Origin of the sequence: Bacillus paralicheniformis (assembly GCF_001042485.2) — a bacterium.
Lineage (GTDB): Bacteria > Bacillota > Bacilli > Bacillales > Bacillaceae > Bacillus > Bacillus paralicheniformis.
In genome coordinates this window covers 164,494-187,265 of the sequence record NZ_LBMN02000012.1, presented here as the reverse complement: position 1 = coordinate 187,265, position 22,772 = coordinate 164,494, and the positions used below count along the sequence as shown (strand labels likewise).

The 22,772-nt window shown below is 47.4% G+C and carries 27 protein-coding genes, 1 pseudogene and 1 riboswitch; of the genes and pseudogenes, 18 read left to right on the top strand and 10 right to left on the bottom strand.

Annotation, left to right across the window (positions count from 1 at the left end; translation table 11 throughout):
* Positions 1-54: 54 nt before the first annotated feature.
* Positions 55-166, bottom strand: a riboswitch (SAM riboswitch).
* A gap of 77 nt (positions 167-243) precedes the next feature.
* Positions 244-735, bottom strand: a complete 492-nt coding sequence (locus ACH97_RS10100) for a YajQ family cyclic di-GMP-binding protein (RefSeq protein ID WP_003180528.1) — start codon at positions 733-735, stop codon at positions 244-246.
* A gap of 140 nt (positions 736-875) precedes the next feature.
* Between ACH97_RS10100 and ACH97_RS10095 the strand changes: the two are divergent.
* Positions 876-1,744, top strand: a pseudogene (locus tag ACH97_RS10095) (CvfB family protein).
* A gap of 37 nt (positions 1,745-1,781) precedes the next feature.
* On the opposite strand, the gene ACH97_RS23425 reads toward ACH97_RS10095, so the two are convergent.
* On the bottom strand, positions 1,782-1,904 hold the full coding sequence (locus tag ACH97_RS23425; RefSeq protein WP_023856637.1) for a DUF3941 domain-containing protein: 123 nt from the start codon (positions 1,902-1,904) through the stop codon (positions 1,782-1,784).
* A 155-nt stretch (positions 1,905-2,059) separates the two neighbouring features.
* Between ACH97_RS23425 and ACH97_RS10090 the strand changes: the two genes are divergently transcribed.
* A complete protein-coding gene (locus tag ACH97_RS10090; protein ID WP_020450910.1) occupies positions 2,060-2,266 on the top strand; it encodes a spore germination protein in 207 nt (68 codons plus the stop codon).
* 41 nt (positions 2,267-2,307) lie between these two features.
* Here ACH97_RS10090 and ACH97_RS10085 read toward each other — a convergent pair whose 3' ends face one another.
* Positions 2,308-3,168: a DegV family protein gene (locus ACH97_RS10085; protein WP_020450911.1), complete on the bottom strand. Its 861-nt coding sequence runs from the start codon at positions 3,166-3,168 to the stop codon at positions 2,308-2,310.
* 163 nt (positions 3,169-3,331) lie between these two features.
* Between ACH97_RS10085 and ACH97_RS10080 the strand changes: the two genes are divergently transcribed.
* Positions 3,332-4,174, top strand: a complete 843-nt coding sequence (locus ACH97_RS10080; RefSeq protein ID WP_020450912.1) for a YitT family protein — start codon at positions 3,332-3,334, stop codon at positions 4,172-4,174.
* A gap of 15 nt (positions 4,175-4,189) precedes the next feature.
* Positions 4,190-4,642, top strand: coding sequence for a BsuPI-related putative proteinase inhibitor (locus ACH97_RS10075; protein WP_020450913.1), 453 nt, complete (start codon positions 4,190-4,192; stop codon positions 4,640-4,642).
* An 89-nt stretch (positions 4,643-4,731) separates the two neighbouring features.
* Here ACH97_RS10075 and guaC read toward each other — a convergent pair whose 3' ends face one another.
* The 4 genes from guaC to ACH97_RS10060 all read right to left on the bottom strand — a co-directional run bounded on the left by guaC (position 4,732) and on the right by ACH97_RS10060 (position 7,130).
* Positions 4,732-5,712 (bottom strand): GMP reductase, encoded by a 981-nt coding sequence (gene guaC / locus ACH97_RS10070; protein ID WP_020450914.1) that lies wholly within the window; start codon positions 5,710-5,712, stop codon positions 4,732-4,734.
* A gap of 176 nt (positions 5,713-5,888) precedes the next feature.
* On the bottom strand, positions 5,889-6,077 hold the full coding sequence (locus tag ACH97_RS10065) for a DUF3813 domain-containing protein (protein WP_020450915.1): 189 nt from the start codon (positions 6,075-6,077) through the stop codon (positions 5,889-5,891).
* A gap of 1 nt (position 6,078) precedes the next feature.
* Positions 6,079-6,219: a hypothetical protein gene (locus ACH97_RS23750; RefSeq protein ID WP_003180548.1), complete on the bottom strand. Its 141-nt coding sequence runs from the start codon at positions 6,217-6,219 to the stop codon at positions 6,079-6,081.
* Between the two features lie 98 nt (positions 6,220-6,317).
* Entirely contained in the window at positions 6,318-7,130 is an 813-nt protein-coding gene (locus ACH97_RS10060) for a Cof-type HAD-IIB family hydrolase (RefSeq protein ID WP_057957831.1), read from the bottom strand.
* A gap of 122 nt (positions 7,131-7,252) precedes the next feature.
* Between ACH97_RS10060 and ACH97_RS10055 the strand changes: the two genes are divergently transcribed.
* From ACH97_RS10055 to argF, 9 genes are all read left to right on the top strand, one after another.
* Positions 7,253-8,020: a prolyl oligopeptidase family serine peptidase gene (locus ACH97_RS10055; protein ID WP_050820922.1), complete on the top strand. Its 768-nt coding sequence runs from the start codon at positions 7,253-7,255 to the stop codon at positions 8,018-8,020.
* A 62-nt stretch (positions 8,021-8,082) separates the two neighbouring features.
* On the top strand, positions 8,083-8,391 hold the full coding sequence (locus ACH97_RS10050) for a metal-sulfur cluster assembly factor (protein WP_003180552.1): 309 nt from the start codon (positions 8,083-8,085) through the stop codon (positions 8,389-8,391).
* Positions 8,392-8,748: 357 nt separating this feature from the next.
* The gene (argC, locus tag ACH97_RS10040; protein ID WP_023856640.1) at positions 8,749-9,786 is read left to right on the top strand and encodes an N-acetyl-gamma-glutamyl-phosphate reductase; all 1,038 of its coding nucleotides are present in this window, start codon (positions 8,749-8,751) and stop codon (positions 9,784-9,786) included.
* Positions 9,787-9,805: 19 nt separating this feature from the next.
* A complete protein-coding gene (gene argJ / locus ACH97_RS10035; protein ID WP_020450919.1) occupies positions 9,806-11,026 on the top strand; it encodes a bifunctional ornithine acetyltransferase/N-acetylglutamate synthase in 1,221 nt (406 codons plus the stop codon).
* 13 nt (positions 11,027-11,039) lie between these two features.
* Positions 11,040-11,816 (top strand): acetylglutamate kinase, encoded by a 777-nt coding sequence (gene argB, locus ACH97_RS10030; protein ID WP_020450920.1) that lies wholly within the window; start codon positions 11,040-11,042, stop codon positions 11,814-11,816.
* Complete coding sequence (locus tag ACH97_RS10025) at positions 11,813-12,970, top strand: acetylornithine transaminase (RefSeq protein WP_020450921.1); 1,158 nt, start codon at positions 11,813-11,815, stop codon at positions 12,968-12,970. Before argB ends, ACH97_RS10025 begins: the two co-directional genes overlap by 4 nt.
* Before the next feature lie 68 nt (positions 12,971-13,038).
* On the top strand, positions 13,039-14,103 hold the full coding sequence (locus tag ACH97_RS10020; RefSeq protein ID WP_020450922.1) for a carbamoyl phosphate synthase small subunit: 1,065 nt from the start codon (positions 13,039-13,041) through the stop codon (positions 14,101-14,103).
* Positions 14,096-17,185 carry a carbamoyl phosphate synthase large subunit gene (locus tag ACH97_RS10015; protein WP_020450923.1) on the top strand — a complete coding sequence of 1,030 codons (3,090 nt, stop codon included), beginning with the start codon at positions 14,096-14,098 and terminating at the stop codon, positions 17,183-17,185. The genes ACH97_RS10020 and ACH97_RS10015 overlap by 8 nt, the downstream gene beginning before the upstream one ends.
* On the top strand, positions 17,173-18,123 hold the full coding sequence (gene argF / locus ACH97_RS10010; protein ID WP_020450924.1) for an ornithine carbamoyltransferase: 951 nt from the start codon (positions 17,173-17,175) through the stop codon (positions 18,121-18,123). Before ACH97_RS10015 ends, argF begins: the two co-directional genes overlap by 13 nt.
* A 37-nt stretch (positions 18,124-18,160) precedes the next feature.
* Here argF and ACH97_RS10005 read toward each other — a convergent pair whose 3' ends face one another.
* Positions 18,161-18,973 (bottom strand): undecaprenyl-diphosphate phosphatase, encoded by an 813-nt coding sequence (locus ACH97_RS10005; RefSeq protein ID WP_020450925.1) that lies wholly within the window; start codon positions 18,971-18,973, stop codon positions 18,161-18,163.
* 181 nt (positions 18,974-19,154) lie between these two features.
* Between ACH97_RS10005 and ACH97_RS10000 the strand changes: the two genes are divergently transcribed.
* Complete coding sequence (locus ACH97_RS10000) at positions 19,155-19,334, top strand: YjzC family protein (RefSeq protein WP_003180573.1); 180 nt, start codon at positions 19,155-19,157, stop codon at positions 19,332-19,334.
* A 63-nt stretch (positions 19,335-19,397) separates the two neighbouring features.
* Here ACH97_RS10000 and ACH97_RS09995 read toward each other — a convergent pair whose 3' ends face one another.
* Entirely contained in the window at positions 19,398-19,592 is a 195-nt protein-coding gene (locus ACH97_RS09995; protein ID WP_009328851.1) for a YjzD family protein, read from the bottom strand.
* Positions 19,593-19,823: 231 nt separating this feature from the next.
* Here ACH97_RS09995 and ACH97_RS09990 point away from each other — a divergent pair, with 231 nt between their 5' ends.
* The 4 genes from ACH97_RS09990 (at position 19,824) to ACH97_RS09975 (ending at position 22,454) form a co-directional block, all read left to right on the top strand.
* The gene (locus ACH97_RS09990) at positions 19,824-20,558 is read left to right on the top strand and encodes a hypothetical protein (protein WP_020450926.1); all 735 of its coding nucleotides are present in this window, start codon (positions 19,824-19,826) and stop codon (positions 20,556-20,558) included.
* Positions 20,559-20,644: 86 nt separating this feature from the next.
* Positions 20,645-21,220 carry a hypothetical protein gene (locus tag ACH97_RS09985; RefSeq protein ID WP_003180580.1) on the top strand — a complete coding sequence of 192 codons (576 nt, stop codon included), beginning with the start codon at positions 20,645-20,647 and terminating at the stop codon, positions 21,218-21,220.
* Between the two features lie 84 nt (positions 21,221-21,304).
* A complete protein-coding gene (locus tag ACH97_RS09980; RefSeq protein ID WP_020450927.1) occupies positions 21,305-22,258 on the top strand; it encodes a BMP family ABC transporter substrate-binding protein in 954 nt (317 codons plus the stop codon).
* Between the two features lie 10 nt (positions 22,259-22,268).
* Entirely contained in the window at positions 22,269-22,454 is a 186-nt protein-coding gene (locus ACH97_RS09975; protein ID WP_011197761.1) for a ComZ family protein, read from the top strand.
* Between the two features lie 52 nt (positions 22,455-22,506).
* Here the strand turns inward: ACH97_RS09975 and ACH97_RS09970 are convergent, their stop codons facing one another.
* Complete coding sequence (locus ACH97_RS09970) at positions 22,507-22,749, bottom strand: hypothetical protein (RefSeq protein WP_020450928.1); 243 nt, start codon at positions 22,747-22,749, stop codon at positions 22,507-22,509.
* Positions 22,750-22,772 lie beyond the last annotated feature (23 nt).

The window sequence follows — 22,772 nt, the reverse complement described above, 5'->3', positions numbered from 1 at the left end:
ATAAACAAAAAAGTCTTCTGTGAAGCAGAAGACTTTTCATCGACATTGTCCGTCTTCTTATCTTCCAAGCAGACTGCTTGCTGGATTTAGCACCTTGGTCATGAATATTCATTCACCGGTTGCTGAGGCTTCATCGGGCCAGTCCCTCTGCCTCTCTTGATAAGAACAGCTATTTAGTTTCTATTGATTACTTTTACTCAATTTACCGAAAATCGGGAGAATAATCAACAGTAAATTAAGAATTTATCGAAAATTTATAAATTGGACATCAATCGGCAGGTCGGCTTCCCTCACCATCGCGATGATTTGCTGAAGGTCGTCTTTATTTTTTCCGGTTACGCGGACTTGATCATCCTGCACTTGCGATTTAACTTTCAGACCCGATTTTTTTATCAGGTTATTGATTTTTTTCGCGTTTTCTTTGTCGATGCCCTGAACTAGTTTTCCGCGCTGTCTGACCGTGCCGCCTGAAGCGTTCTCAAGCTTTGAGTATTCGATGTTTTTCGTCGGGACGTTCCGCTTGATCAGTTTGCCGACAAGCACGTCTTTCAGCTGGTTCATTTTAAATTCGTCGTCCGATACGAGAACGAGCTCGTCTCCTTCGAGTGTGATGCTGCTTTTTGACCCTTTGAAATCATAGCGTGTGCCGATTTCCTTGAGAGCGGTCTGAATTGCGTTTTGAACTTCAGGCAGTTCAACCTTTGAGACGATATCAAATGAGCTTTCTTTCGCCATGTGAAAACCTCCATCCATTTTACTTATGAGTCAATTATAGTAGAATAAGGTGAAACTTCCAATATCGAGCGGTTTGCCTGGCCGCGATCCGGCAATAATTTTAACATTGGAGGAATAATAAGAAAAAGAAAAACAGGCGGATAAGAAAGGAAGAAACAGTATGGAACCAGGACAGCAGCTAACATTGAAAATAGATCATAAAGCCGATTACGGTTACTTTTTGACGGACGGCGAAACGGCGGTCCTTCTGCATCAGAGCGAGATCACGGAGGATATTGAAGACAGAGAAGAGGTCGATGTCTTTTTATATGTCGATCATGAAGATCGCTTGGCGGCTACGATGAGAAAGCCGATGATCAGCGCTGAACAGTACGGCTGGGTGGAAGTCGTTGATGCCGTCAGCGGCATGGGGGTTTTCGTCGATGTCGGGCTCTCGAAGGACGCCCTCGTTGCGACAGAGCATCTCCCGCCGTATGAATCAGTATGGCCGCAAAAAGGGGACAGGCTGTACTGTATGCTGAAAATCACGGGGCACGGAAGGATGTTTGCCAAACCGGCGCCGGAGGATAAGATCAGCGAGCTGTTTAGTGAAGCTTCACCCGGTCTGATGAATAAAGAGCTCACCGGAACGATCTACCGCTTGATCGCATCAGGCTCTTTTATGATTTCCGAAACCGGCATCAGAGGCTTTATCCATTCTTCTGAGCGAAAGGAAGAGCCGAGGCTTGGGGAAAAGCTGACCGCAAGGGTGATCAAAGTAAAAGAAGACGGTTCTGTTAATCTGTCGCTTCTGCCAAGAAAGCAGGATGCCTTGTCGGTTGATGCAGAACAAATTTTGACTTATATGAGAACGAGAAACGGCGCGATGCCGTTCTGGGATAAAAGTGACCCTGAGGATATCAAAGAGCGCTTCAACATGAGCAAAGCAGCATTTAAAAGGGCGCTCGGCCATCTGATGAAACAGGATAAAATCTATCAGGAAGAGGGCTGGACATACGAGAAAAAATAAATATGAGGCGGCGTCCGATGAGGACGCCGCCGGTTTTTTACAAGTGATCAGGCTTCTTTGATTCCTGGTGTTTACCGGCTTGTCTGTTCTTTTCAGCGAGCCGGTTTTTCTGCTGGTTGACGGCGTTGTTGTCAACTGGCTTTTTATCATCATCTTTCATGAGGAAGCACCTCCTGTCAAAATGTCGCTTTTAGCTTGCACACTGCCGGCAAAACTATGTACTCTCCCAACCGCGATGTTTTTTGCCGGGAAGTTTATGCCTCCTTGTACCGCCAGCATACACATATCATAAGACCCAAAAAAAGGAGACTTGGTATGAAACATTGCTGCTCAGTTTACATTCAAAGTGTTTCGGCAGGAGGAGTCGTCAATTTTGGCGGTGCGTTCAAAATTTGTCCGATCACAATGGAAAAAGTGGTCGAGGGGTCTGGAGGTCCTGATGTCGCGACAGCGGCTGCCGGTTTTCTTGATGGAGCGCTTACACCGGCCGCCGCTGAAGGAACAGTCACCGAAGACAGCTGACGAAGAAGGCCTGCTTTTATCAAGCAGGCCTCTGTTTTACCTTATCTTTTGTCTTTCCCCGGAAAAAAGACCGCCAATGTTCCGGGGCCGGAATGGGCGCCGACCGCTGAACCGACCATGTTGACGACGATTTCCCCCGGCTGAAATTCGGCTTCGATCATCCGTTTGACCTCTTCGGCCGTCTCTTCGTCATCTCCGTGGCTGATGCCGACCGTCTGTCCGCTCAAATCGACGCTTCTTTCTTTCATCAATTCGATCATCCGTTTGAGCAGCTTCTTTTTGCCCCGGATTTTTTCCAAGGGGACAAGCTTGCCGTCTTCAACATGCAGGAGCGGTTTAATATTCAGCAAACCGCCGACAAAAGCCGATGCTTTGCTGATTCTACCGCCTCTTGCCAAATAAGTCAGGTCATCTACGGTAAAAATATGTTCAAGATGTTCGCAAAAGTCCTTTACAGACGATTCAATTTCTTGTATTGTATTGCCGTTAGTTGCGAGTTTAAGGGCGTGCTTAACCGCGAGCCCATAGCCTAATGAAGCGCATTTTGAGTCGATGATCCGCAGATCGAAATCAGGGAACTCTTCCTTGACTTCGTTTGCTGCCATCACAGCCGTCTGGTATGTTCCGGAAAGCTCTGAAGAAAAGGCGATATAGAGAGCGGGTTTGTTTTCGCCGGCCAGCTCCCTGAATGCATTCTTGAACCGCATCATGGACGGCTGGGACGTTTTCGGCGCTTTGCCTTCGCGCATCGCTTCATAAACGTCCAGAGGCTGAATCGTCAGAAGGTCATCGTACTCTTTTTCATCAAGCAGCACCTTTAACGGAATAAATGAGATGTGATGTTCATCATAAAAAGATTTCGGCAAATCTGCCGCACTGTCTGCTAAAAGGTGAACGTTCATTTGAACCCCTTCTTTCTAAAAAATGGTGGAAAAGGACGCCAAACTGTCCTTCGGTATATTTCGTTTTTTAGGTCAACTATATCATATATTTTTACATTGACGTTTTCAAAATATTGTTTTAAGGGTAAACCAAATATATACGAAAGTAGCGGAGGAACTAAATATGGTCATAGCTGAAGCAAAAAAATTGTTCATTGTCATCATCGGCGCCTTGTTAAATGCCATCGGATTGAATCTGTTTCTGATTCCCGCCGATGTTTACGCCAGCGGCTTTACGGGGGTGGCGCAGCTTTTATCGAGTGCGCTTGACCAGTACAGCCCGATTTACTTTTCAACGGGGACGCTATTGTTTATTTTAAACATTCCCGTCGGGATTCTGGGCTGGCTGAAGGTCGGGCGCTCATTTACGGTTTACAGCATTTTGAGCGTAGCCTTGACGACGGTCTTTTTAGGAATGCTCCCTGAGGCGAGCCTGTCAAACGATATTTTGCTGAACGCCGTGTTCGGCGGGGTGATCGCCGCGGTCGGAATCGGCCTGACCCTTAAATACGGGGCTTCAACGGGCGGTTTGGATATTATCGCGATGATCCTGGCGAAGTGGAAAGACAAACCGGTCGGCACCTATTTCTTTATTTTAAACGGTGCGATCATTTTAACAGCAGGATTATTGAACGGGTGGGAGAAAGCATTATATACGCTCGTTACACTATATGTGACAACCAGGGTGATCGATGCCATCCACACCCGTCACGCCAAGCTCACCGTTATGATTGTCACAAAGAAAGCGGAGGAGATCAAAGAAGCGATTTACGGAAAGATGGTCCGCGGCATTACAACCGTTCCGGCGAAAGGCGCCTTTACGAATGAACAGAAAGAAATGATGATCATTGTGATTACAAGATACGAATTATACGACTTGGAAAAAATCATTAATGAAGTGGATCCAAATGCTTTCACAAACGTCGTGCAGACAACGCAGGTTTTAGGGTTTTTCCGCAAAGATTAATGAAAGGGTGAATGAATGCGGCTGATTTCCATGATTGTAATGTTGCTGTTTGTCGGTGGATGCGGGCAAAACGGGGATCAAGTCCCCGATAAGGAGGTATCAGGGGAAGTGAATAACGGGAGTGTAACATTAACGGTTGAACCCGTTCAGAAGCAGGGAGAAATCGAATTTCGGATGTCGGTTGTCAACCATACGGATGATGTGGCAGAGTTTGAATTCAGCAGCGGACAGAAATTTGAACTGATCGTCAGCGACAAAGAAGGGAATGAAAGGTACCGCTATTCGAAAGGAAAAATGTTTACGCAGGCGTTCCAGACGATGACGCTCAAACCGAAAGAGTCTTACGATTTTACTGATGTATGGAAAGAGGTGCCTGAACCCGGCACATATGAAGTAAACGTGACATTTTTGGGAAGATCGGAACAGTTTGCAACTTTGAGGGCCGGCAAATCGTTTGAAGTGAAATAGCCGTCAAAAAAGGCATCCCGGGAAGGATGCCTTTTTGTATGCTGTCAGGCAGAAGGGAAGGCGGCTGCCTGAACACCGCCCTGTGACCGTTAATATTGATCCCCATTGAAAATAGAATTTTTAACGATAACGTAGTCTACGTTGCGGATCGCATCGAGCTTGTTTCCTCCCGCGTAAGAAATGGATGACTGCAGATCCTGTTCCATTTCTGTCAGCGTATCCATGATCGCGCCTTTATGCTCCACGTACATTTTTTTGCCTTCGACATTTTTCTTTTCACCTTTTTGGTACTCAGAAGCCGAACCGAAATATTCTTTGTAAAGCTTGCCGTCTTTTTCGATCGTTGCCCCCGGCGATTCTTCGTGTCCGGCAAACAGCGAACCGATCATGACCATTGTCGCTCCGAATCTGACCGATTTGGCGATGTCCCCGTGAGTGCGGATGCCGCCGTCTGCAATGATCGGCTTGCTCGCCGCTTTTGCACACCAGCGCAGCGCAGCCAGCTGCCAGCCGCCCGTTCCAAAACCGGTTTTAATTTTTGTAATGCAGACTTTTCCGGGACCGATGCCGACTTTTGTAGCGTCGGCGCCGGCGTTTTCAAGTTCTCTCACAGCTTCGGGCGTTCCGACATTTCCTGCGATCACGAAGCTGTCCGGAAGATGTTTTTTAATGTGCTGAATCATATTGATGACGGCGTTCGAGTGACCGTGAGCGATATCGATCGTGATGTAATCAGGCGTGAGATTCTCTTTCACCAGCTCTTCGATAAACGCGTATTCGTCATCTTTGACTCCGACGCTGATTGAAGAAAACAAACCGCGCGCCTTCATGTCTTTTACAAAATCGATCCGTGTTTCCGGCTCAAAGCGGTGCATCACATAAAAGTAACCGTTTTCCGCTAATGAAACAGCCAGCTTTTCATCTATAATGGTCTGCATATTGGCGGGCACCACAGGCAGTTTAAATGTTCTTCCGCCGAACTGCACGGACGGATCACATTCAGAGCGGCTCTTGACGATGCACTTTGCAGGAATTAGTTGAATATCTTCATAATCAAACACGTTTTCCAATATAAAAACCCCCAAAAACGAATATTTATTTGTTTGTTATATAAAATGTTCGCCTTTTATAATGTACTTCCTTTTGCTTCCGATGTCAAATTTTTATGTTTTGAAATTTGAACATAAAAAAGGAGCCGTGCCGATGGCACAGACTCCTCTCCGGCTGTCAAAAAGCCGGCGTGTTGTTATGATCGTTGATCTAGCTGCTCCTGAAGATCGTGAAGCTGGCGCCGTTCGGCATCAGTTGAATTGGCGTATGCCGAGGAAAGGGCGTTTTTGGCTCTTGCAACGGCTTTCGCCTTTTCGCCTGAATCCGTCGAAGCTTCAGCTTCATGAACGGCTGCTTTGGCCATTTGAAACAGTTCGTTTCTCATGTTACAGCCCTCCGCATTCCGTCGGGCCGCTCTTTTGTTCAGCCTCTTCTAATGTGGAGCGGTAAGGGAACCTGGCGGCATGCTGTTTAAGCGAATCCTTGCCTTGCTGAATAAACCGTTTTGATTTGCTGCGTTTACCCATCTTGAAATTCCCCCTTAACACGAGTGACGGTCCGGTGCGGCCGTCTTCTCATAGTATTGCCGTTTTGAAAAGCCGTTTATGAATGGCAAATTATAATATTATAAAGCGAAGTAGTCCTTCAAAAAGACTGCGATTCCGTCTTCTTCGTTTGATTTTGTAACCTTGTTTGCAACGCTTTTTACCCCTTCGATGCCGTTGCCCATCGCCACGCCGCAGCCCGCGAACTCAAGCATTTCAAGGTCGTTGTCTTCATCGCCGAAGGCAATGACCCGCTCAGGCGGTATCCCGTAATAGTCCGTGATTTTCTCTAAGCCGACCGCTTTATTGATGCCGCTTTTAATCAGTTCGATCACATGCCACGGAGCCGCCCATCTTCGATGATCGACCATCTCCGCGTGAACGTCTGACAGGTAGGAGCGGATCGCCGGAACATCCTCTTCTTTTGCGTGGATCAGTACGCTTGTCACATCCTGGCCGAGGTTTGTCCTTAAATCTCCGACCGTAATATTCGGGCTGCCCATCGTAAAGACATCAATCAGTTTTTCGTCATGATAATGAAAATAAACATGATCGACAATTTCAGCAAGGATATTATGTACGTTGTATGTCTCGCTGACTTCAATGATCTGTTTGACCACCTCGAGATCAAGAGATGTATGGAAGCGTCCCCAGCTTTGATCTTTAGGATGATGGACAAACGCTCCGTTGAAATTGACGATCGGCGTATCGAGCTGGAGCTGATCATAATACACGGAGCTTGCTCGGAACGGTCTTCCCGTAGAAATGCACACGTAATGTCCATCTTCCAGCAGCTTGCGGATGACGTCGCTGGAGCTTTCCGAGATGGTCTTGTCGTCTTTTAATAATGTACCGTCTAAGTCCAATGCAATTAAATATGGTTTTGTCTCCATAAATGCTCCTTTGTTGTGAATTTGAAAGTTCTGACTTACCTATAGTGTATCTTTTTACCTTCTTTATTGTCTACATGTTAAACTTATGATGATGGACATCCTAAAAGGAGGAAGAAACAGTCGTGATCATAATCGAGAAGCAATATATTTCAAACATTCCTCTTTTGCATATTGTAAAAGAGGAGAAAAAAGAGAAAGCTCTTCCTCTTGTTTTCTTCATACATGGTTTTACAAGCGCAAAAGAGCATAACCTTCACTTCGCATATCTGCTTGCCGAAAAAGGAATGCGCGTGGTCCTGCCTGAGGCTCTTTATCACGGGGAGAGGGAAGAACAGCTCACTCAGGAAGAGCTCGCCCCGAGGTTTTGGGAGATCGTCACGAATGAAATCAAAGAGCTCGAAGTGCTGAAAAACCACTTTGAACAAGAAAACCTGATTGAACAGGGCCGTATCGGCGCCGCCGGAACTTCGATGGGCGGTATTGTCACGCTCGGCGCTTTGACACAATACGAATGGATTACAACTGCCGTCAGTTTAATGGGCAGTCCCGCCTATGTAGAATTTTTTGATCAACAGCTCGCTTTTATGCGTGAAAAGAAAATTGAACTTCCTTTCACAGAAGGACAAATCGAACAGCAGCGCGATAAACTGAAGCGTTTTGACTTGAGTCTGCAGCCGGACAAATTGAAGATGAGGCCGCTTTTATTTTGGCACGGCAAACAGGATGGCACCGTTCCGTTTGCTTTGGCGCGCCGCTTCTATGAATCGACGATTCCGCTGTATGAAACTCGGCCTGATTTGCTGCATTTTATCGAAGATGAGCGGGCCGGGCATAAAGTATCAAGGGAAGGCCTTTTGAAAACAGTCGAATGGTTTGATGCGCACCTTTAAGTGCTATCGGTTTAGAAAATGAAAGAAGTGCGTTATACTGATGAAAAAAGGAGTGAGGAAGAGTGGATGAAGCATTAAAAGAGAACATCATGGGTGCCCTTGAACAGGTCGTTGACCCTGAACTGGGCGTCGATATCGTCAATCTCGGCCTTGTATATGACGTGGATATGGATGAAAACGGCAAAACTGACGTGACTATGACTTTGACTTCAATGGGCTGTCCGCTGGCGCCGATCATTGTGGATGAAGTCAAAAAAGCGCTCGCAGATATTCCCGAAGTCAAGGAAGTTGACGTTCATATCGTCTGGAATCCGCCTTGGACACGGGACAAAATGTCGCGATATGCGAAAATCGCACTTGGCATCCAATAAACGTTTCCAGAGCCTGCTCAACCGTTGACAGGCTCTTTCTGTTTTGAAAAGGGAGCCGCCGTAATAGATAACACGGGCGTATCAAGGCAGATCGCTACTCCCGTTATAAAAAGAACGCTTGTACAAGCGTTCTTTTTTTATTGCAAAAACGCCAGCCGGCACATTCTCCGGTTTGAAAAGCGGAGAATCCGGGAAGATGGGAACGGAGCACGACCAAGCCGCTGAAAAAGGACCGCCGGCGGGAGGAAAGAACCAATATGAAAGATGAACAAAAAATATTAAATATACAATTGAATTAATTTTTATTCATGTTATAATGTTAAATAATTTCACAAAGACCAAGAAGGTGAACTTGTTTTGAAAATAGGTATTATAGGTGCTACTGGCTATGGAGGGGCAGAGATTATGAGGATTATGAAGTTGCACCCTTATGCAGATGAATGCATATTGTATTCATCGAGTGATGAGGGAGCCCGCTATGATGCCGCATACCCGCACCTTATGAAACTGACAGATCAACACCTGCAACCGATCGAAGTAAAGAAAATTGCGAACGAAATCGATTTTTTATTTATGGCTGCGCCTCCGGGGGTATCCAGCCGGCTGACGCCACAGTTTGATGCATATGACATACCGATCATTGACCTGTCCGGCGATCTCAGGCTGCAGAACCCGAGCGTCTATGAAAAGTGGTATAAAAGGGAAGCCGCGCCTGAACACGTGCTTCAAAAAGCGGTATACGGACTGTCTGAGCTGAATCGGGAAGACATTAAAACGGCGCAGTACATAGCCAATCCAGGTTGTTTCCCGACAGCGGTTCTTCTCGGCTTGGCGCCGCTCGTCAAAAGCGGCAGCATCAACGAATCTTTTGTCATCATCGATGCGAAAACAGGGGTATCGGGAGCAGGCAGAAAGGCGTCGATGGGCACTCACTTTTCAGAGATCAATGACAATTTCAAAATATATAAGGTAAACGAACACCAGCATACGCCTGAAATCGAGCAGATTGTTAAACAATGGGACTCCGCATTTAAACCGATCACATTCAGCACGCATTTAGTTCCGATGACAAGGGGCATTATGGCGACCATCTACACAGAACTGAAAGACAGCATGGATGCCGAACAGCTCCAACTTATTTTTTCAAAATTTTATAAAGATTCATACTTTGTCAGAGTGAGAGAACCCGGTTCGTTCCCTGCAACTAAAGAGGTGTACGGCAGCAATTTTTGCGATATCGGCGTTACCGTTGATGAACGGACGAACAGAGTGACAATTGTGTCAGTGATCGATAACTTGATGAAGGGAGCCGCGGGTCAGGCTGTTCAAAACTTCAACATTATGAATGGCTGGAGCGAAACCGCCGGGCTTGAATTTACGCCAATTTATCCATAAGACGGGAGAGAACAAACATATGATTCAGGTGAGTCAAGACAGCATAAAAAAAACAGACGGAAATGTCGCTTCGCCTAAAGGCTATTTGGCAAAAGGGGTTCACTGCGGCCTCCGCTATTCAAAAAAGGATCTTGGAATTATCATCAGCTCAAGACCGGCGGTGAGCGCCGCCGTTTATACGCAAAGCCACTTTCAGGCTGCGCCGATCAAGGTGACGCAGGAAAGTCTCAAAAAAAGCGCGCATCTGCAAGCCGTCATCGTCAACAGCGCAAATGCCAACGCATGTACGGGAGAGCAGGGCTTAAAAGATGCATATGAGATGCGCCGTCAAAGCGCTGATATGCTTGGGATCGAGCCGGAACTGGTGGCCGTGTCCTCAACCGGCGTCATCGGCGAATACCTCAATATGGAGAGCATTACAAAAGGCATCAGCCTTCTCGCCGAGACTGAGCCTGCCGAAGGCGATTTCGAAGAAGCGATCTTAACGACAGACACGGTGATCAAACAAACGTGCTATGAACTGATGATCGGCGGTCAAAGAGTGACGATTGGCGGAGCAGCCAAAGGGTCGGGGATGATCCACCCGAATATGGCGACGATGCTCGGCTTTGTCACAACAGATGCATGCATCGAAGAAAGCGCGCTGCAAAGGGCATTAAGGGAAATTACGGACGTTTCATTCAACCAGATCACAGTCGACGGCGACACATCGACTAACGATATGGTGCTCGTCATGGCGAACGGATGCGCCGGAAATGAGCGCCTCCATGAAGAACACGAAGATTGGCCGGTTTTCAAAAAAGGCCTGCAGCTTGCCTGCACAGACCTCGCCAAACAAATCGCGAGAGACGGGGAAGGGGCGACAAAGCTGATCGAGGTTGAAGTGAACGGTGCGAAAAGCAATCTTGAAGCGCAAATCATCGCCAAAAAAATCGTCGGCTCAAACCTTGTAAAAACCGCGGTTTACGGAACGGATGCGAACTGGGGCAGAATCATTGTCGCGATCGGAGACAGCATGGCTGCTGTGACACCGGAGAAGGTAGAAATCTACCTGGGCAGCCAATGCCTTTTTAAAAATAACGAACCGCAGCCGTTTTCAGAAGAGCTGGCCAAAACATATTTAGAAAACAGCGAAGTGAAAATCGAGGTTCGCTTGCAGGAAGGTGACGGAAAGGGTACGGCTTGGGGCTGCGATTTAACTTATGAATACGTCAAAATCAATGCGAGCTATCGGACGTAAAAAGGGGATCACAATGGATAAAACAATCGTTTTTAAATGCGGCGGAAGCGTCATCCGCGAACTATCGGACGAATTTTTTCAAAATCTGAAAGAGCTGACCGAAAGCGGCTGGAAAATCGCACTCGTCCACGGGGGCGGGCCTGATATTACAAAGATGCTGAAGAAACTCAATATTCGAAGCGAATTCGTCAACGGACAGCGCAAGACGACAAAAGCGGTTCTTGAAGTCGCTGAAATGGTCTTATCCGGTTCGATCAACAAATTTTTCGTTGCCGAGCTGACAAAGCACGGCCTTCCGGCTGTCGGCGTATCAGGAAAAGACGGGGGACTGCTCCTTGCCGACTATTTAAATGAAAAAGAATACGGTCAGGTCGGGCGCATTAAAAAAGTAAACGGCCGAATGGCCGAAGCGCTCATGGAAAAAGGCTTTATTCCGGTTATCGCCCCCCTCTCGATGACGGATGGCTGTGAGACTTTGAATGTGAACGCCGATTTGGCGGCGTCGGCTGTTGCGGCAGCCTTGCACGCTGACAAATTAATGTTTGTGACAGACGTTAAAGGGATTATGAAAAACGAAGAAATGCTGAAAGAGCTGACGCCGGCAGACATCGAAAGCCTGATTGCTGAAGGCGTGATCTCGGGAGGCATGATACCAAAAGTGCATTCTGCAAAAGAAGCCCTCACAGATGAAGTGGATGAAGTGATGATCGTGAGCGGAAAAGGATCTTTCCTCACGAAAGACGATTTCATCGGCACGAAAATCATTAAACAAAAGGAGGCCGTATCGTGAGTCATTTATTTCAGACGTACAGCCGCTGGAATATCAATATTAAAAAAGCGAAAGGCACGATCGTTCAGGATGAGAAGGGGAACGCTTATCTTGATTTCGTCCAGGGAATCGCGGTCTGCAATCTCGGGCATTGCCCCGATTCAGTGACAGCTGCTGTCAAAAAACAGCTTGATGATGTCTGGCATGTTTCCAATCTGTTTCAAAATGAGCTTCAAGAAAAGGTTGCACAGCTTCTTGCCAAAAACAGTGCAGGCGATCTCGTCTTCTTTTGCAACAGCGGGGCAGAAGCGAATGAAGGGGCGGTGAAGCTCGCACGAAAACATACGCAAAAAACAAAAATCATAACGTTTCAGCAATCGTTCCACGGACGCACGTATGCGGGAATGGCCGCAACCGGACAGGAAAAGATCAAGCTCGGATTCGGACCGATGCTTGAAGGATTCCACTACTTACCTTACAACGAGCCGAAAGCATTTGCCGAATTGCAGGATGAAAAAGATATCGCGGCAGTGATGCTCGAGCCGATTCAAGGCGAAGGCGGCGTCATCCCTGCGAGCAGGGAATTTCTGCAGAGCGTTCAAGATTTTTGCCGCGATAAGCAGGCTCTCCTTATCGTCGACGAAGTTCAAACAGGAATTGGACGCACCGGTAAAGCTTTCGGATATGAATACGAAGGGCTGTCACCTGATATCATCACCGTCGCGAAAGGACTGGGCAGCGGTTTTCCGGTCGGAGCCGTGATCGGGAAAAAAGAGCTTTCAGAAGCGTTCTCTCCGGGTTCCCACGGCTCGACATTCGGAGGGAACATGCTGGCGATGGCTGCGGCAAACGCCACGTTGGAGACCATTTTTGAAAGCAGCTTTCTTGAAGAAGTGAGCGCCAAAGGAGCATTTTTGCATCAACAGCTGAAAGAAAAGCTTCAATTTCCGCTTGTAAAAGATATCCGCGGGAAAGGGCTGATCGCCGGAATCGAGTGCAAGGAACCTGTACAGCCGCTGATCGAAGCGCTTCAAAAGGAAGGTTTGCTCGTTCTTCCCGCGGGTCCGAACGTCATCAGACTTCTGCCGCCATTGACGGTTGCGAAAAGTGAAATCAAAGCGGCCGTGGAAAAACTGAAAGCTGTCATGGCAGATCATTCAGCTGTAAAACAGTAATTTTTTTTCGATATGTAAGTATAAAAATTCATGAATATCATTATTTATTCATCAAAGGTGGGCATAAGATGGAAGGATATTTAGTTCTTGAAGATGGTACATCCTTCAGCGGTGAACTGGACGGTCTTGACGGCTGCACCGGTGAAGTCGTCTTTTTTACGGGCATGACCGGCTATCAGGAGGTTTTGACAGACCCTTCTTATAAAGGCCAGATTATTGTCTTTACGTACCCGCTGATTGGCAACTACGGAATAAACGAAAGCGATGATGAAAGCAAACGGCCTCAGGTGAAAGGGGTTGTCGTCTATGAAGCGTGCGACAGGTTTTCCCATCATCAGGCGACAGAAAGCCTTCGGGAATACTTGGCGAAGTGGGATGTTCCGCTTTTATCGCACGTGGACACAAGAGCAGTTGTTCAGCATATCAGGGCAAAGGGGACGCTGAATGCCAGACTGACGAAACAAAAGGACGGCATTCCGGCTCCGCGCCAGCTGGAAAACTATGCGGCACAGGTTGCCGGACAAAACGAAAACGGCGCCTTTAGGGAAGGCAATACGCATATTGCGGTGATCGATTTCGGCTATAAAAAGTCGATCGCTTCATCGCTTGCAAACCGGGGCTGTAAAGTAACGGTCGTTCCCTATCAAGAGATGGACGGCATTTCAAAGCTGAATCCGGACGGGATCGTCCTTTCAAACGGGCCGGGCGATCCGAAAGCGATCCTTCCATATATGGATGCACTCCGGGATATCATCTCTTCCTATCCGACTCTCGGCATCTGTCTCGGGCACCAGCTGATCGCGCTCGCATTCGGAAGCGACACGTATAAGCTTCCGTTCGGCCACAGGGGAGCCAATCATCCGGTCATGGACAAAGAGACCGGACGCGTGTTCATGACAAGCCAAAACCACAGCTATGTCGTCGATCGGGACACCATCAGCGAAAATGAATTTTCCGTCAGATTTTATCATGTCAACGACGGTTCAGTAGAAGGGCTGATGCATAAAACACTGCCTGTCATATCCGTTCAGTTTCATCCGGAAGCCCATCCGGGACCGGCTGAAAGCGAGTGGATATTCGGCGAATATTTGCAGAAATTGAACGAAGCAAGGAGAGAGATCGCCCATGCCTAAAGATCAAACCATCAAAAGCATTCTCGTTATCGGGTCGGGGCCGATTATCATCGGGCAGGCCGCTGAATTCGACTATTCCGGAACCCAGGGCTGCATGGCGCTGAAAAGCGAAGGCTACCGGGTGATTCTCGTCAACAGCAACCCGGCGACCATCATGACCGATGAATCTTTTGCAGATGAAATCTATTTTGAGCCCTTGACAGTGGAAAGCCTCACACAAATCATCAAGCGCGAAAAACCGGACGGACTGCTCGCCAATCTGGGCGGACAGACAGCGCTGAATTTGGCTGTCGAGCTCGAAAAGGCCGGCATTCTTAAAACATACGGGGTAAAGCTGCTTGGAACATCTGTTGATACGATCGAAAAGGGCGAAGACAGGGAAAAGTTCCGCGCCTTGATGAAGGAGCTGAACGAACCTGTGCCGGATTCAGAAATTGTTGACAATCAAGATGATGCGCTTCGTTTTGCGCTCTCAATCGGTTTTCCGATTATCGTGCGGCCGGCCTATACATTGGGCGGAAAAGGAGGCGGCATCGCGGCGACGAAAGAGGAGTTCCTGCCTTTAATCGAAAGCGCCCTCCTCGCAAGCCCGATTCACCAATGTCTTGTCGAAAAAAGCATTGCCGGTTTTAAAGAAATCGAATACGAAGTCATGCGTGACAGAAACAATACATGCATTACCGTCTGCAATATGGAAAACATCGATCCGGTCGGCGTCCATACGGGGGATTCGATCGTTGTCGCCCCGTCGCAGACATTAACGGATGCGGATTATCAAATGCTTCGTTCTGCCAGCTTAAAGATCATTTCCGCGCTCGATGTCGTCGGCGGCTGCAACATTCAATTCGCCCTGGACCCGGAAAGCAAAAATTATTATGTCATCGAGGTGAATCCGAGAGTAAGCCGTTCATCGGCACTCGCCTCAAAAGCGACCGGCTATCCGATCGCAAAAATGGCGGCTAAACTGGCTGTCGGCTACACGCTTGCCGAGCTGAAAAATCCGCTCACAGATTCGACATACGCCAGCTTCGAGCCTGCTCTTGACTATGTCGTCGTCAAATTTCCGCGCTGGCCGTTCGACAAATTCAAACAAGCCGACCGTAAGCTCGGCACGAAAATGAAAGCGACGGGAGAAGTCATGGCGATTGACCGCAATCTTGAAGCGGCCCTGCAAAAAGCGGTCGCATCCCTTGAGCTGAAAACGTCAGGAACCCATTTGCCCGAACTTGGCGGCGCATCTTCAGAAGTGTTGTGGAAGCTGCTTGAGACTCCTGATGACCGCCGTTTCTTTGCGGTCATGGAGCTGCTGAGCAGGGGGGCTTCCATCAGCGAGATACACGAGAAAACGAAAATCGATAACTATTTCCTTCATGTGTTTTCTAACATCATTCAGCTGGAAAACATGTTGATGGAACAGGGAGACGCGCTGTCCGTCAGCCTTTTGAAAAAGGTAAAAGAAAAGGGATTTACCGACTTTACGATCGCTTCCCTCACCGGAAAGACGGAAGAAGAAGTGCGCGCGCTCCGCAAGAAAATGGGCATAGCCGCATCCTTTAAAATCGTCGATACATGCGCAGCTGAATTTGATGCGAAGACAAACTATTTTTACTCGACGTATTTTGGGAAAAGCGACGGAGACATCTCTCAAAAAACGAAAAAGCGCGCCCTGATCATCGGTTCCGGCCCGATACGGATCGGCCAGGGAGTCGAGTTTGACTACAGCGCCGTGCACGGCGTCATGACGCTGAAAAACCTCGGGTTTGAAACGATCATGCTGAACAACAACCCGGAAACCGTCAGCACGGATTATGAAATGGCAGACCGCCTGTACTTTGAACCGATTACACCCGAGCATATTCTCAATGTCGCTGAAGCGGAAGATATCGATTTTGCGATTGTTCAATTCGGCGGCCAATCCGCCATCAATGTGGCTGAAGCGATTGAAAAAGCGGGCATCACCCTGCTTGGGACATCATCGGAAACCCTTGACATACTTGAAGACCGTGATCAATTTTATCAGCTTCTTGACGAGCTCGGCATTTCTCATGCTAAAGGAGAAACGGCTTCATCAAAAGCGGAAGCGGTGCAGAAAGCAAACGAAATCGGCTATCCTGTGCTGATCAGGCCGTCATATGTGATCGGCGGCATGGGCATGATGATCGTTCACTCCGAAGCAGAGCTCAGAGAGCTGCTGGGCGGAGCGTCGCAAATGCCTTACCCGATTCTGATCGATCAATACGTATCGGGAAAAGAGTTTGAAATCGACCTTGTCAGCGATGGCGACGATCTCTACATCCCGACTTATATCGAGCATATTGAAAAAGCGGGCGTGCATTCAGGTGACAGCTACGCGATTTTGCCGGGGCCTTCGGTCACTCCGGAGATGAAAAGCGCCGCGCGGGATGCTGCCGCAAAAATCGTCCGCAAGCTCGGATTTAAAGGTATTATGAACATTCAATTTATAGCGGACGCGGATGAACTGCTCATCCTTGAAGTCAATCCGAGGGCGAGCCGGACGGTTCCGGTTGTCAGCAAGGTGATGGGGGTTCCGATGATCCCGCTTGCGGCGCAGCTGTTGGCCGGTTCGTCACTCAAAGAGTTGAAGCCCGCCGCCAAAAACTCACGCGGCGTTGCCGTGAAGTTTCCGGTCTTTTCATCGCACGCTATTCAGGATGTCGATTTGAAGCTTGGACCGGAAATGAAATCGACCGGAGAAGGCATGTATGTCGGCTTCAATCCGGAAAGCGCCCTGAAGAAAATCTTTGCGGGAATCTGGCAAACGAAAGGCTGCATTTACATGGAAGGGGCCGGCGAGCTTCGTTCTCTCGCAGAACAGGCGGGTTTCACCGTACAGTCGGACGATTTTCCAGGCTGGATCAAACGGAAAGACAAAGCGCTGCACATCCATTTAGCCGAATCAAAAGAGGCGAGCAAGCAGCGAATGGAAGCCGTCACCCACGGTGTGGCGGTGATGACAGAGGAAGAGACGGTGCGGGCATTTTTGACGAGCGGGCATGGAACGACTAAAGCCGTGTCGCTTAAAGATTTATATAAAAAGGAAGTGGAGACATGTCTACTGTAAACATCGGGGCGACCCGGGAAATCAATCTGACGGGTAAGGATTTTTTAAGCCTGAAAGACTTTTCAAAAGAAGAGATCGTTTATTTGCTGAAAGAGGCAGCAGCGATGAAGCAAAATAAAATTCAAGACATCTTTAAAGGAAAAACATTGGCGATGATCTTTGAAAAGTCGTCGACGAGAACGCGCGTATCGTTTGAAGCCGGAATGGCGCAGCTCGGCGGAAACGCCCTGTTTTTAAGCAGTAAAGACATGCAGCTGGGCAGAGGGGAAACGATCGCAGATACCGCGAAAGTGCTTTCGGGTTATGTCGACGCGATTATGATCCGCACATTCGAACACGAAAAAGTCGAAGAGCTTGCCAAGCACGCCGAGATTCCCGTGATCAACGGATTGACCGATCTTTTCCATCCGTGTCAGGCGCTTAGTGACCTCTTGACGATTCAAGAGACGAAAGGAACATTAAAAGGGCTGAAAGCCGTTTATGTTGGAGACGGAAACAATGTCGCGCATTCGCTGTTAATCGGCTGTGCGAAAGTGGGATGCGACATTACGGTTGCTTCGCCTGAAGGGTATGAGCCGAATCAGGAAGTGGTAAGACTGGCCGAGGGATTCGCCGAAGAGTCCGGAGCGGCCGTCACAATCACAAATGACCCCGTGTCAGCCGTTCAACAAGCGGATGTCATCTATTCTGATGTGTTTACAAGCATGGGCCAAGAGAAAGAAGCCGAAGAACGGATGAATATCTTTGCTCCTTATCAGGTCAACAGAGCGCTTGTCTCCCATGCCAAACCGGATTACGTCTTTCTGCACTGCCTTCCTGCCCACAGGGAAGAAGAGGTCACCGCAGAGATCATCGACGGCCCGAATTCAGCGGTATTCCAGCAGGCTGAAAACCGCCTGCACGTCCAAAAAGCTTTATTAAAAGCACTGTTATCTTAAATAAAAAACAGCTGATCACAATTGATCAGCTGTTTTTTTAGGCGAATATCAAAACGGCGATGCCGATGACAAAGCAGTAAATCGAGAAATAAACCAAGTTTCCTTTCGCCATAATATTCATGAACCAGCGCAATGAAAAGTATGTAGCGATAATCGATGCGATGAACGCAAACAAATAAGGAAGGAAAAGCTCCCCTAAACGCGGATCATGAAAAATATCGGTAATGCTTAAAATGGTCCCGCCAAGACTGACCGGTATGTACAGTAAAAATGAAAACCTGAGCGCGGTTTCAGATTTGAGGCCGAGCGCCATCGCAGGGACGATCGTCGCTCCCGAACGGCTGATGCCGGGAACAAGTGCAACCATTTGCGACAAGCCGATGATCACGGCGTCTCTCAGTCTGATTTCGCCGTCGTTTTTGCGGCCGCGCAAATTGCGAATGAGAAACAATGCCAGACCCGTGATCAGCAAAGTAACCGCGGTGATCCGGACGCCGTCTTTAAAGAAAGCCGAAATCTCATCATCAAATAAAACACCGATGACACCGGCAGGAATCGTGGCGATGATCAGATAGATGATAAACCTGAAGTCCGCTTTTCCTTTTTCATTTTTTGATGTGACATAAGACAGTCCGTTTACCGCCAGCCTGAAAATATCGTTTTTATAGACGAGCAATACGGCAATTAAAGAACCGGCATTCATTAAAAGCTCAAAACTGAAGCCTTCAATGTTCAAGCCTAAAAAGTGCTGTGCCAGCACCAAGTGGCCGCTTGAAGAAACAGGAATCGGCTCTGTGAGTCCCTGAAGCAACCCTAAAAGGATATACTTGATCAACATTAAAAAATCCATGATACTCCTCCGTTTCCCACAAGTTGTGACGCCCTTTTAAAAGACGGAATGAACGGGCGGTTCGTTTTAATTTTCGGAACACTTTTCTCATTAAACTATACAAAGCAAACAGATGTAAAGATAAAATCGACATGTTTTTTGGGAGAGTGGGGCAATCTAATAATAAAAGGGAGTGAAGCAAATGGGACAGCAGCGTCAATTCCGGCCGGGCCAAAAAGCGCCCAATAATGGAGTGTATGTGGAGATCGGCGAAACGGGAAGCATGGTTCAGAACCCTCAACAAATCAAATTGAGCGCCGGCGAGTTCTTCCCTGAAACCTCCAACCATAACCGGCTCTGGACATATAAAAGAAAGCCTTAAAAAAACAGCCGTCGGACGGCTGTCTATCTAAAGCAAAAAACCCCGCTTTCAAAAGCCGGGGTTTTAATGTTGACTTGCATCCTGTTTAACAGGCATAATTTCTCCAAGAACAATAACGGCTGCGGTGATGATAAAGCCCATAATGACACTGGTTTGAAGGTCATACCCAGCACCGTTCATGGCGCCGACAATATAGCAGGCCATCTGCGTCAAAAGAAATGTCCAGAAAAAAGCGACCACAAATCGCACGTTTCCCACCTCGTCCTTCTCATTCAATTCTAAAACTTATCATACCATATACATAGCCAGCTGGAAAAGACATTTTAGTGAACAAGACAGGGCTTTCAACTCTGTTTTCAGAAATATCAGAAAGGGTATTTCATTAAAGTTTACTTTTCATCATGAAGACTGGGACTTTTCCTTATTCGTTTGCTGCACGTACGACATAAAATAATGAGCAGATTACGGCAGGAAGGAGGCAGGCAAGTGATGAAAATAACCGAACGTTTTTTTCAAATGGATTCAGAATGGAACGTGGTTCATCTTCCGTACAAGCCGAACGGTTTTCTGGTGTTCATTTTCGGCGACCGGAACCATTTTGTCGGGGAAGATTCGAGCTTCTGGCTTCAGCATTACGGAAGAAATCAGCTTCTAACGAGCCTGAGAAACAAAGGCTATACCCTGGTAAACAGCAATTTGTTCGGCAGGCACTGGGGCTCCGAAAAAGCGGTTGCATACGCCAAACAGCTGATTCATTACGTGTTCAAACAAGAGATTTTAAATGAAAAAATTCATTTATTGGCGGAAGGCACAGGGGCCCTCATTGCAGATGAGCTCCTTCGCTCGATCCCGAACCAAATACGTTCTGCAGCGATGGTTAATCCTTGCCTCGATCTTCAGGCTCATCATAAACGAGAAAAAGAAAACAAGTTTTTCTACAAACAGTTTATTAAAGAAATTGCCGAAAGCTACGGAATTACGGAGCGGAAGGCAGCCGATTATCCGTTCAAAAGCATATCCCCTTACCACAATCTCGTACCCGTTCATATTTGGCAAAGACTGAACGGCTCACCGTATCCGTATATGATCCATGCCAAAACGTTTGAGGAGCGCCAGCTTAAAGGCCGTCACAGCGTGGGGCTTACCTTGCACCTGTCCGAACATCCTCAGCGCATTCATTCAGCAATCGCGAACTTTTTCAAAACGCATGAAAAAGTCTTATAGAGAATAGAATAATAGCAGCCCGAAAATGATGAAAAGGGCTGTTTTTTGCTTGGTTAAAAAAGCTGAAACGAAAGGTGGTCCATCGAATGAAGCCGGCACTTGTATATGGAGCAGATGAGTTCTTCGGCCTTTCATTTTGTGAACATCTACTTGAAGAGGGTGTTGACATAGATGTAAAGCTGGAACAGACAAGCGACGAAAAAAAGCTGATGTACCTCGAAGAGCGGCTGATGTGGCTGGGAAGAAACGAGCATTTCCGTCTCATCGAAAAAGAGCTTGAAGCCCCGTACGAACAAGTCTTCATCCAATACACAGGCTCAGTGCCGGAAGAAGCGCTGGCTGCAGGCGTTGAAAACAAGCCTGTTATTCTGTTTGTCTACCAGGAACAATTCGAAGAGGATTTACGCGCCGGCATGGAGGAAAAGGGTGTTGAACTGATCGTGCTTCCGGATCTGTTCGGTCCGTGGGACGTCAGGGCAGAGGATAAACAAAACAGGGACGGAGCGCTTTTTGTGAACGACGCGGCAGCACAAGCCGCTGCCTGTGCTGTTGAAAAAGATTTTTCAGATTTGCAGTTTGTACAGAAGACGCCATACGATAAAGCCGATGAGATCATTGAAGAATGGATCAGACAAATGTCTACATTTTTCGACAAAAAATAAGAAAGATCTTCCTAATTTACACTTGAAAGGATACAATAAAGATAGATTTGAATTGCTGTTTTTCGAAAGGGAGTTGAACATGGCATGGTGTACAGGCTTGTCGCGATTTTTTTCATTCTCCTGGCGCTAAGCGGCTGCGGACAATCGCCGCTGAAAGGGAAAATTGAAAAAGTCGGTTTGCTTGTCCCTGATACGATAAATGACCAAGTATGGGGAACCAAAGGATATAAAGGATTATTAAGAATACAATCCGTCTACAATGTCGACGTCTATTATAAAGAGGGAATCGATAATGACGCTGCCATTAAAATGGCTGTAGAAGATTTTCACAAAAAAGGCGTCAACCTCATCTACGGGCACGGAAGCGAATATGAAAAAGCCTTTAATGAGATATGCAAAGATTATCCTGATATTCATTTTGTTTTAATGAACTCGAAAGCCGATCACCCAAATGTGACAAGCATATCGCTTGAAGGAGAAGCGATGGGGTTCTTCGGCGGAATGACGGCGGCCCATCAGTCAAAAACAAAGAAAATCGGCGTGCTCGCAACGTATAAATGGCAGCCTGAAGTAGAAGGATTTTCCGAAGGGGCTAAATACCTCGATCCGGACATTGAGGTGATGACAGAATATGTCGGCCAGTGGGACGACAGCGAAAATGCCGTCAAACTGTATGAAAAAATGAAGAAGGCAGGCGCGGATGTTGTGTATCCGGCCGGAGACGGGTATAATGTCCCTGTCATTGAACAAATCAAAAAGGACGGGCTGTACGCTATCGGCTATGTAAGCGACCAGTCGGAATTGGGTGAGAATGTCGTTTTGACAAGCACCATACAGCATGTAGACGACGCTTATGAACTCACCGCCGACGAGTTTAATAAAGGAACGCTTAAAGGCGGCAAGCGCTCATTTGACATTCAAGACGGCGTCATCGAAATGGGAGAATTCAGCCCTGTTGTCGATCAGTCATTTCAAGAAAAGATGAATCGGCTGATTGACGAATACAAAAAAACAAACAAACTGCCAAACGAACATTGAGGTGATCAAGATGCACGAAAAATCAATGGAATTTTTGCAAATTGCCATGAAATACGTTCCGGAAGCGAAAGCAGAGATGGAAAAAGCGGGAATCGAACTTTCCCCGGAAATGCTTGAGCCATTCATGAACTTGTTTACGAAAGTGATGGCCGAGGCTTACGAGCTCGGTAAAGCGGAAGCTGGTTCAGACGCCTGACTTAAACGCCCGCAAACGCTTAAAAAGCCACTTTTCAGAAGAAGTGGCTTTTTTATATGGAAATCTTATTTTTCAAAGCGCTGACCATTGAGCCGATTTCTTTAAACACAGGCTTCAGCTCATCGAGCGAATCCATAATTTCTCCAACCTGATTCAACACGTGCATATAATCGGCTTCCTGGGATACTTCAGCGTCTTCGACGGTTTCCGCTTCCGCATCCGTCTCCGTCTCTTCATGCCTGCCGGGTGCGTTTGCGCCAAACATCATTTTTGTGAAAAAATCGTCGTTCGCCACTCTTCATCCCTCCTTTTTCATAT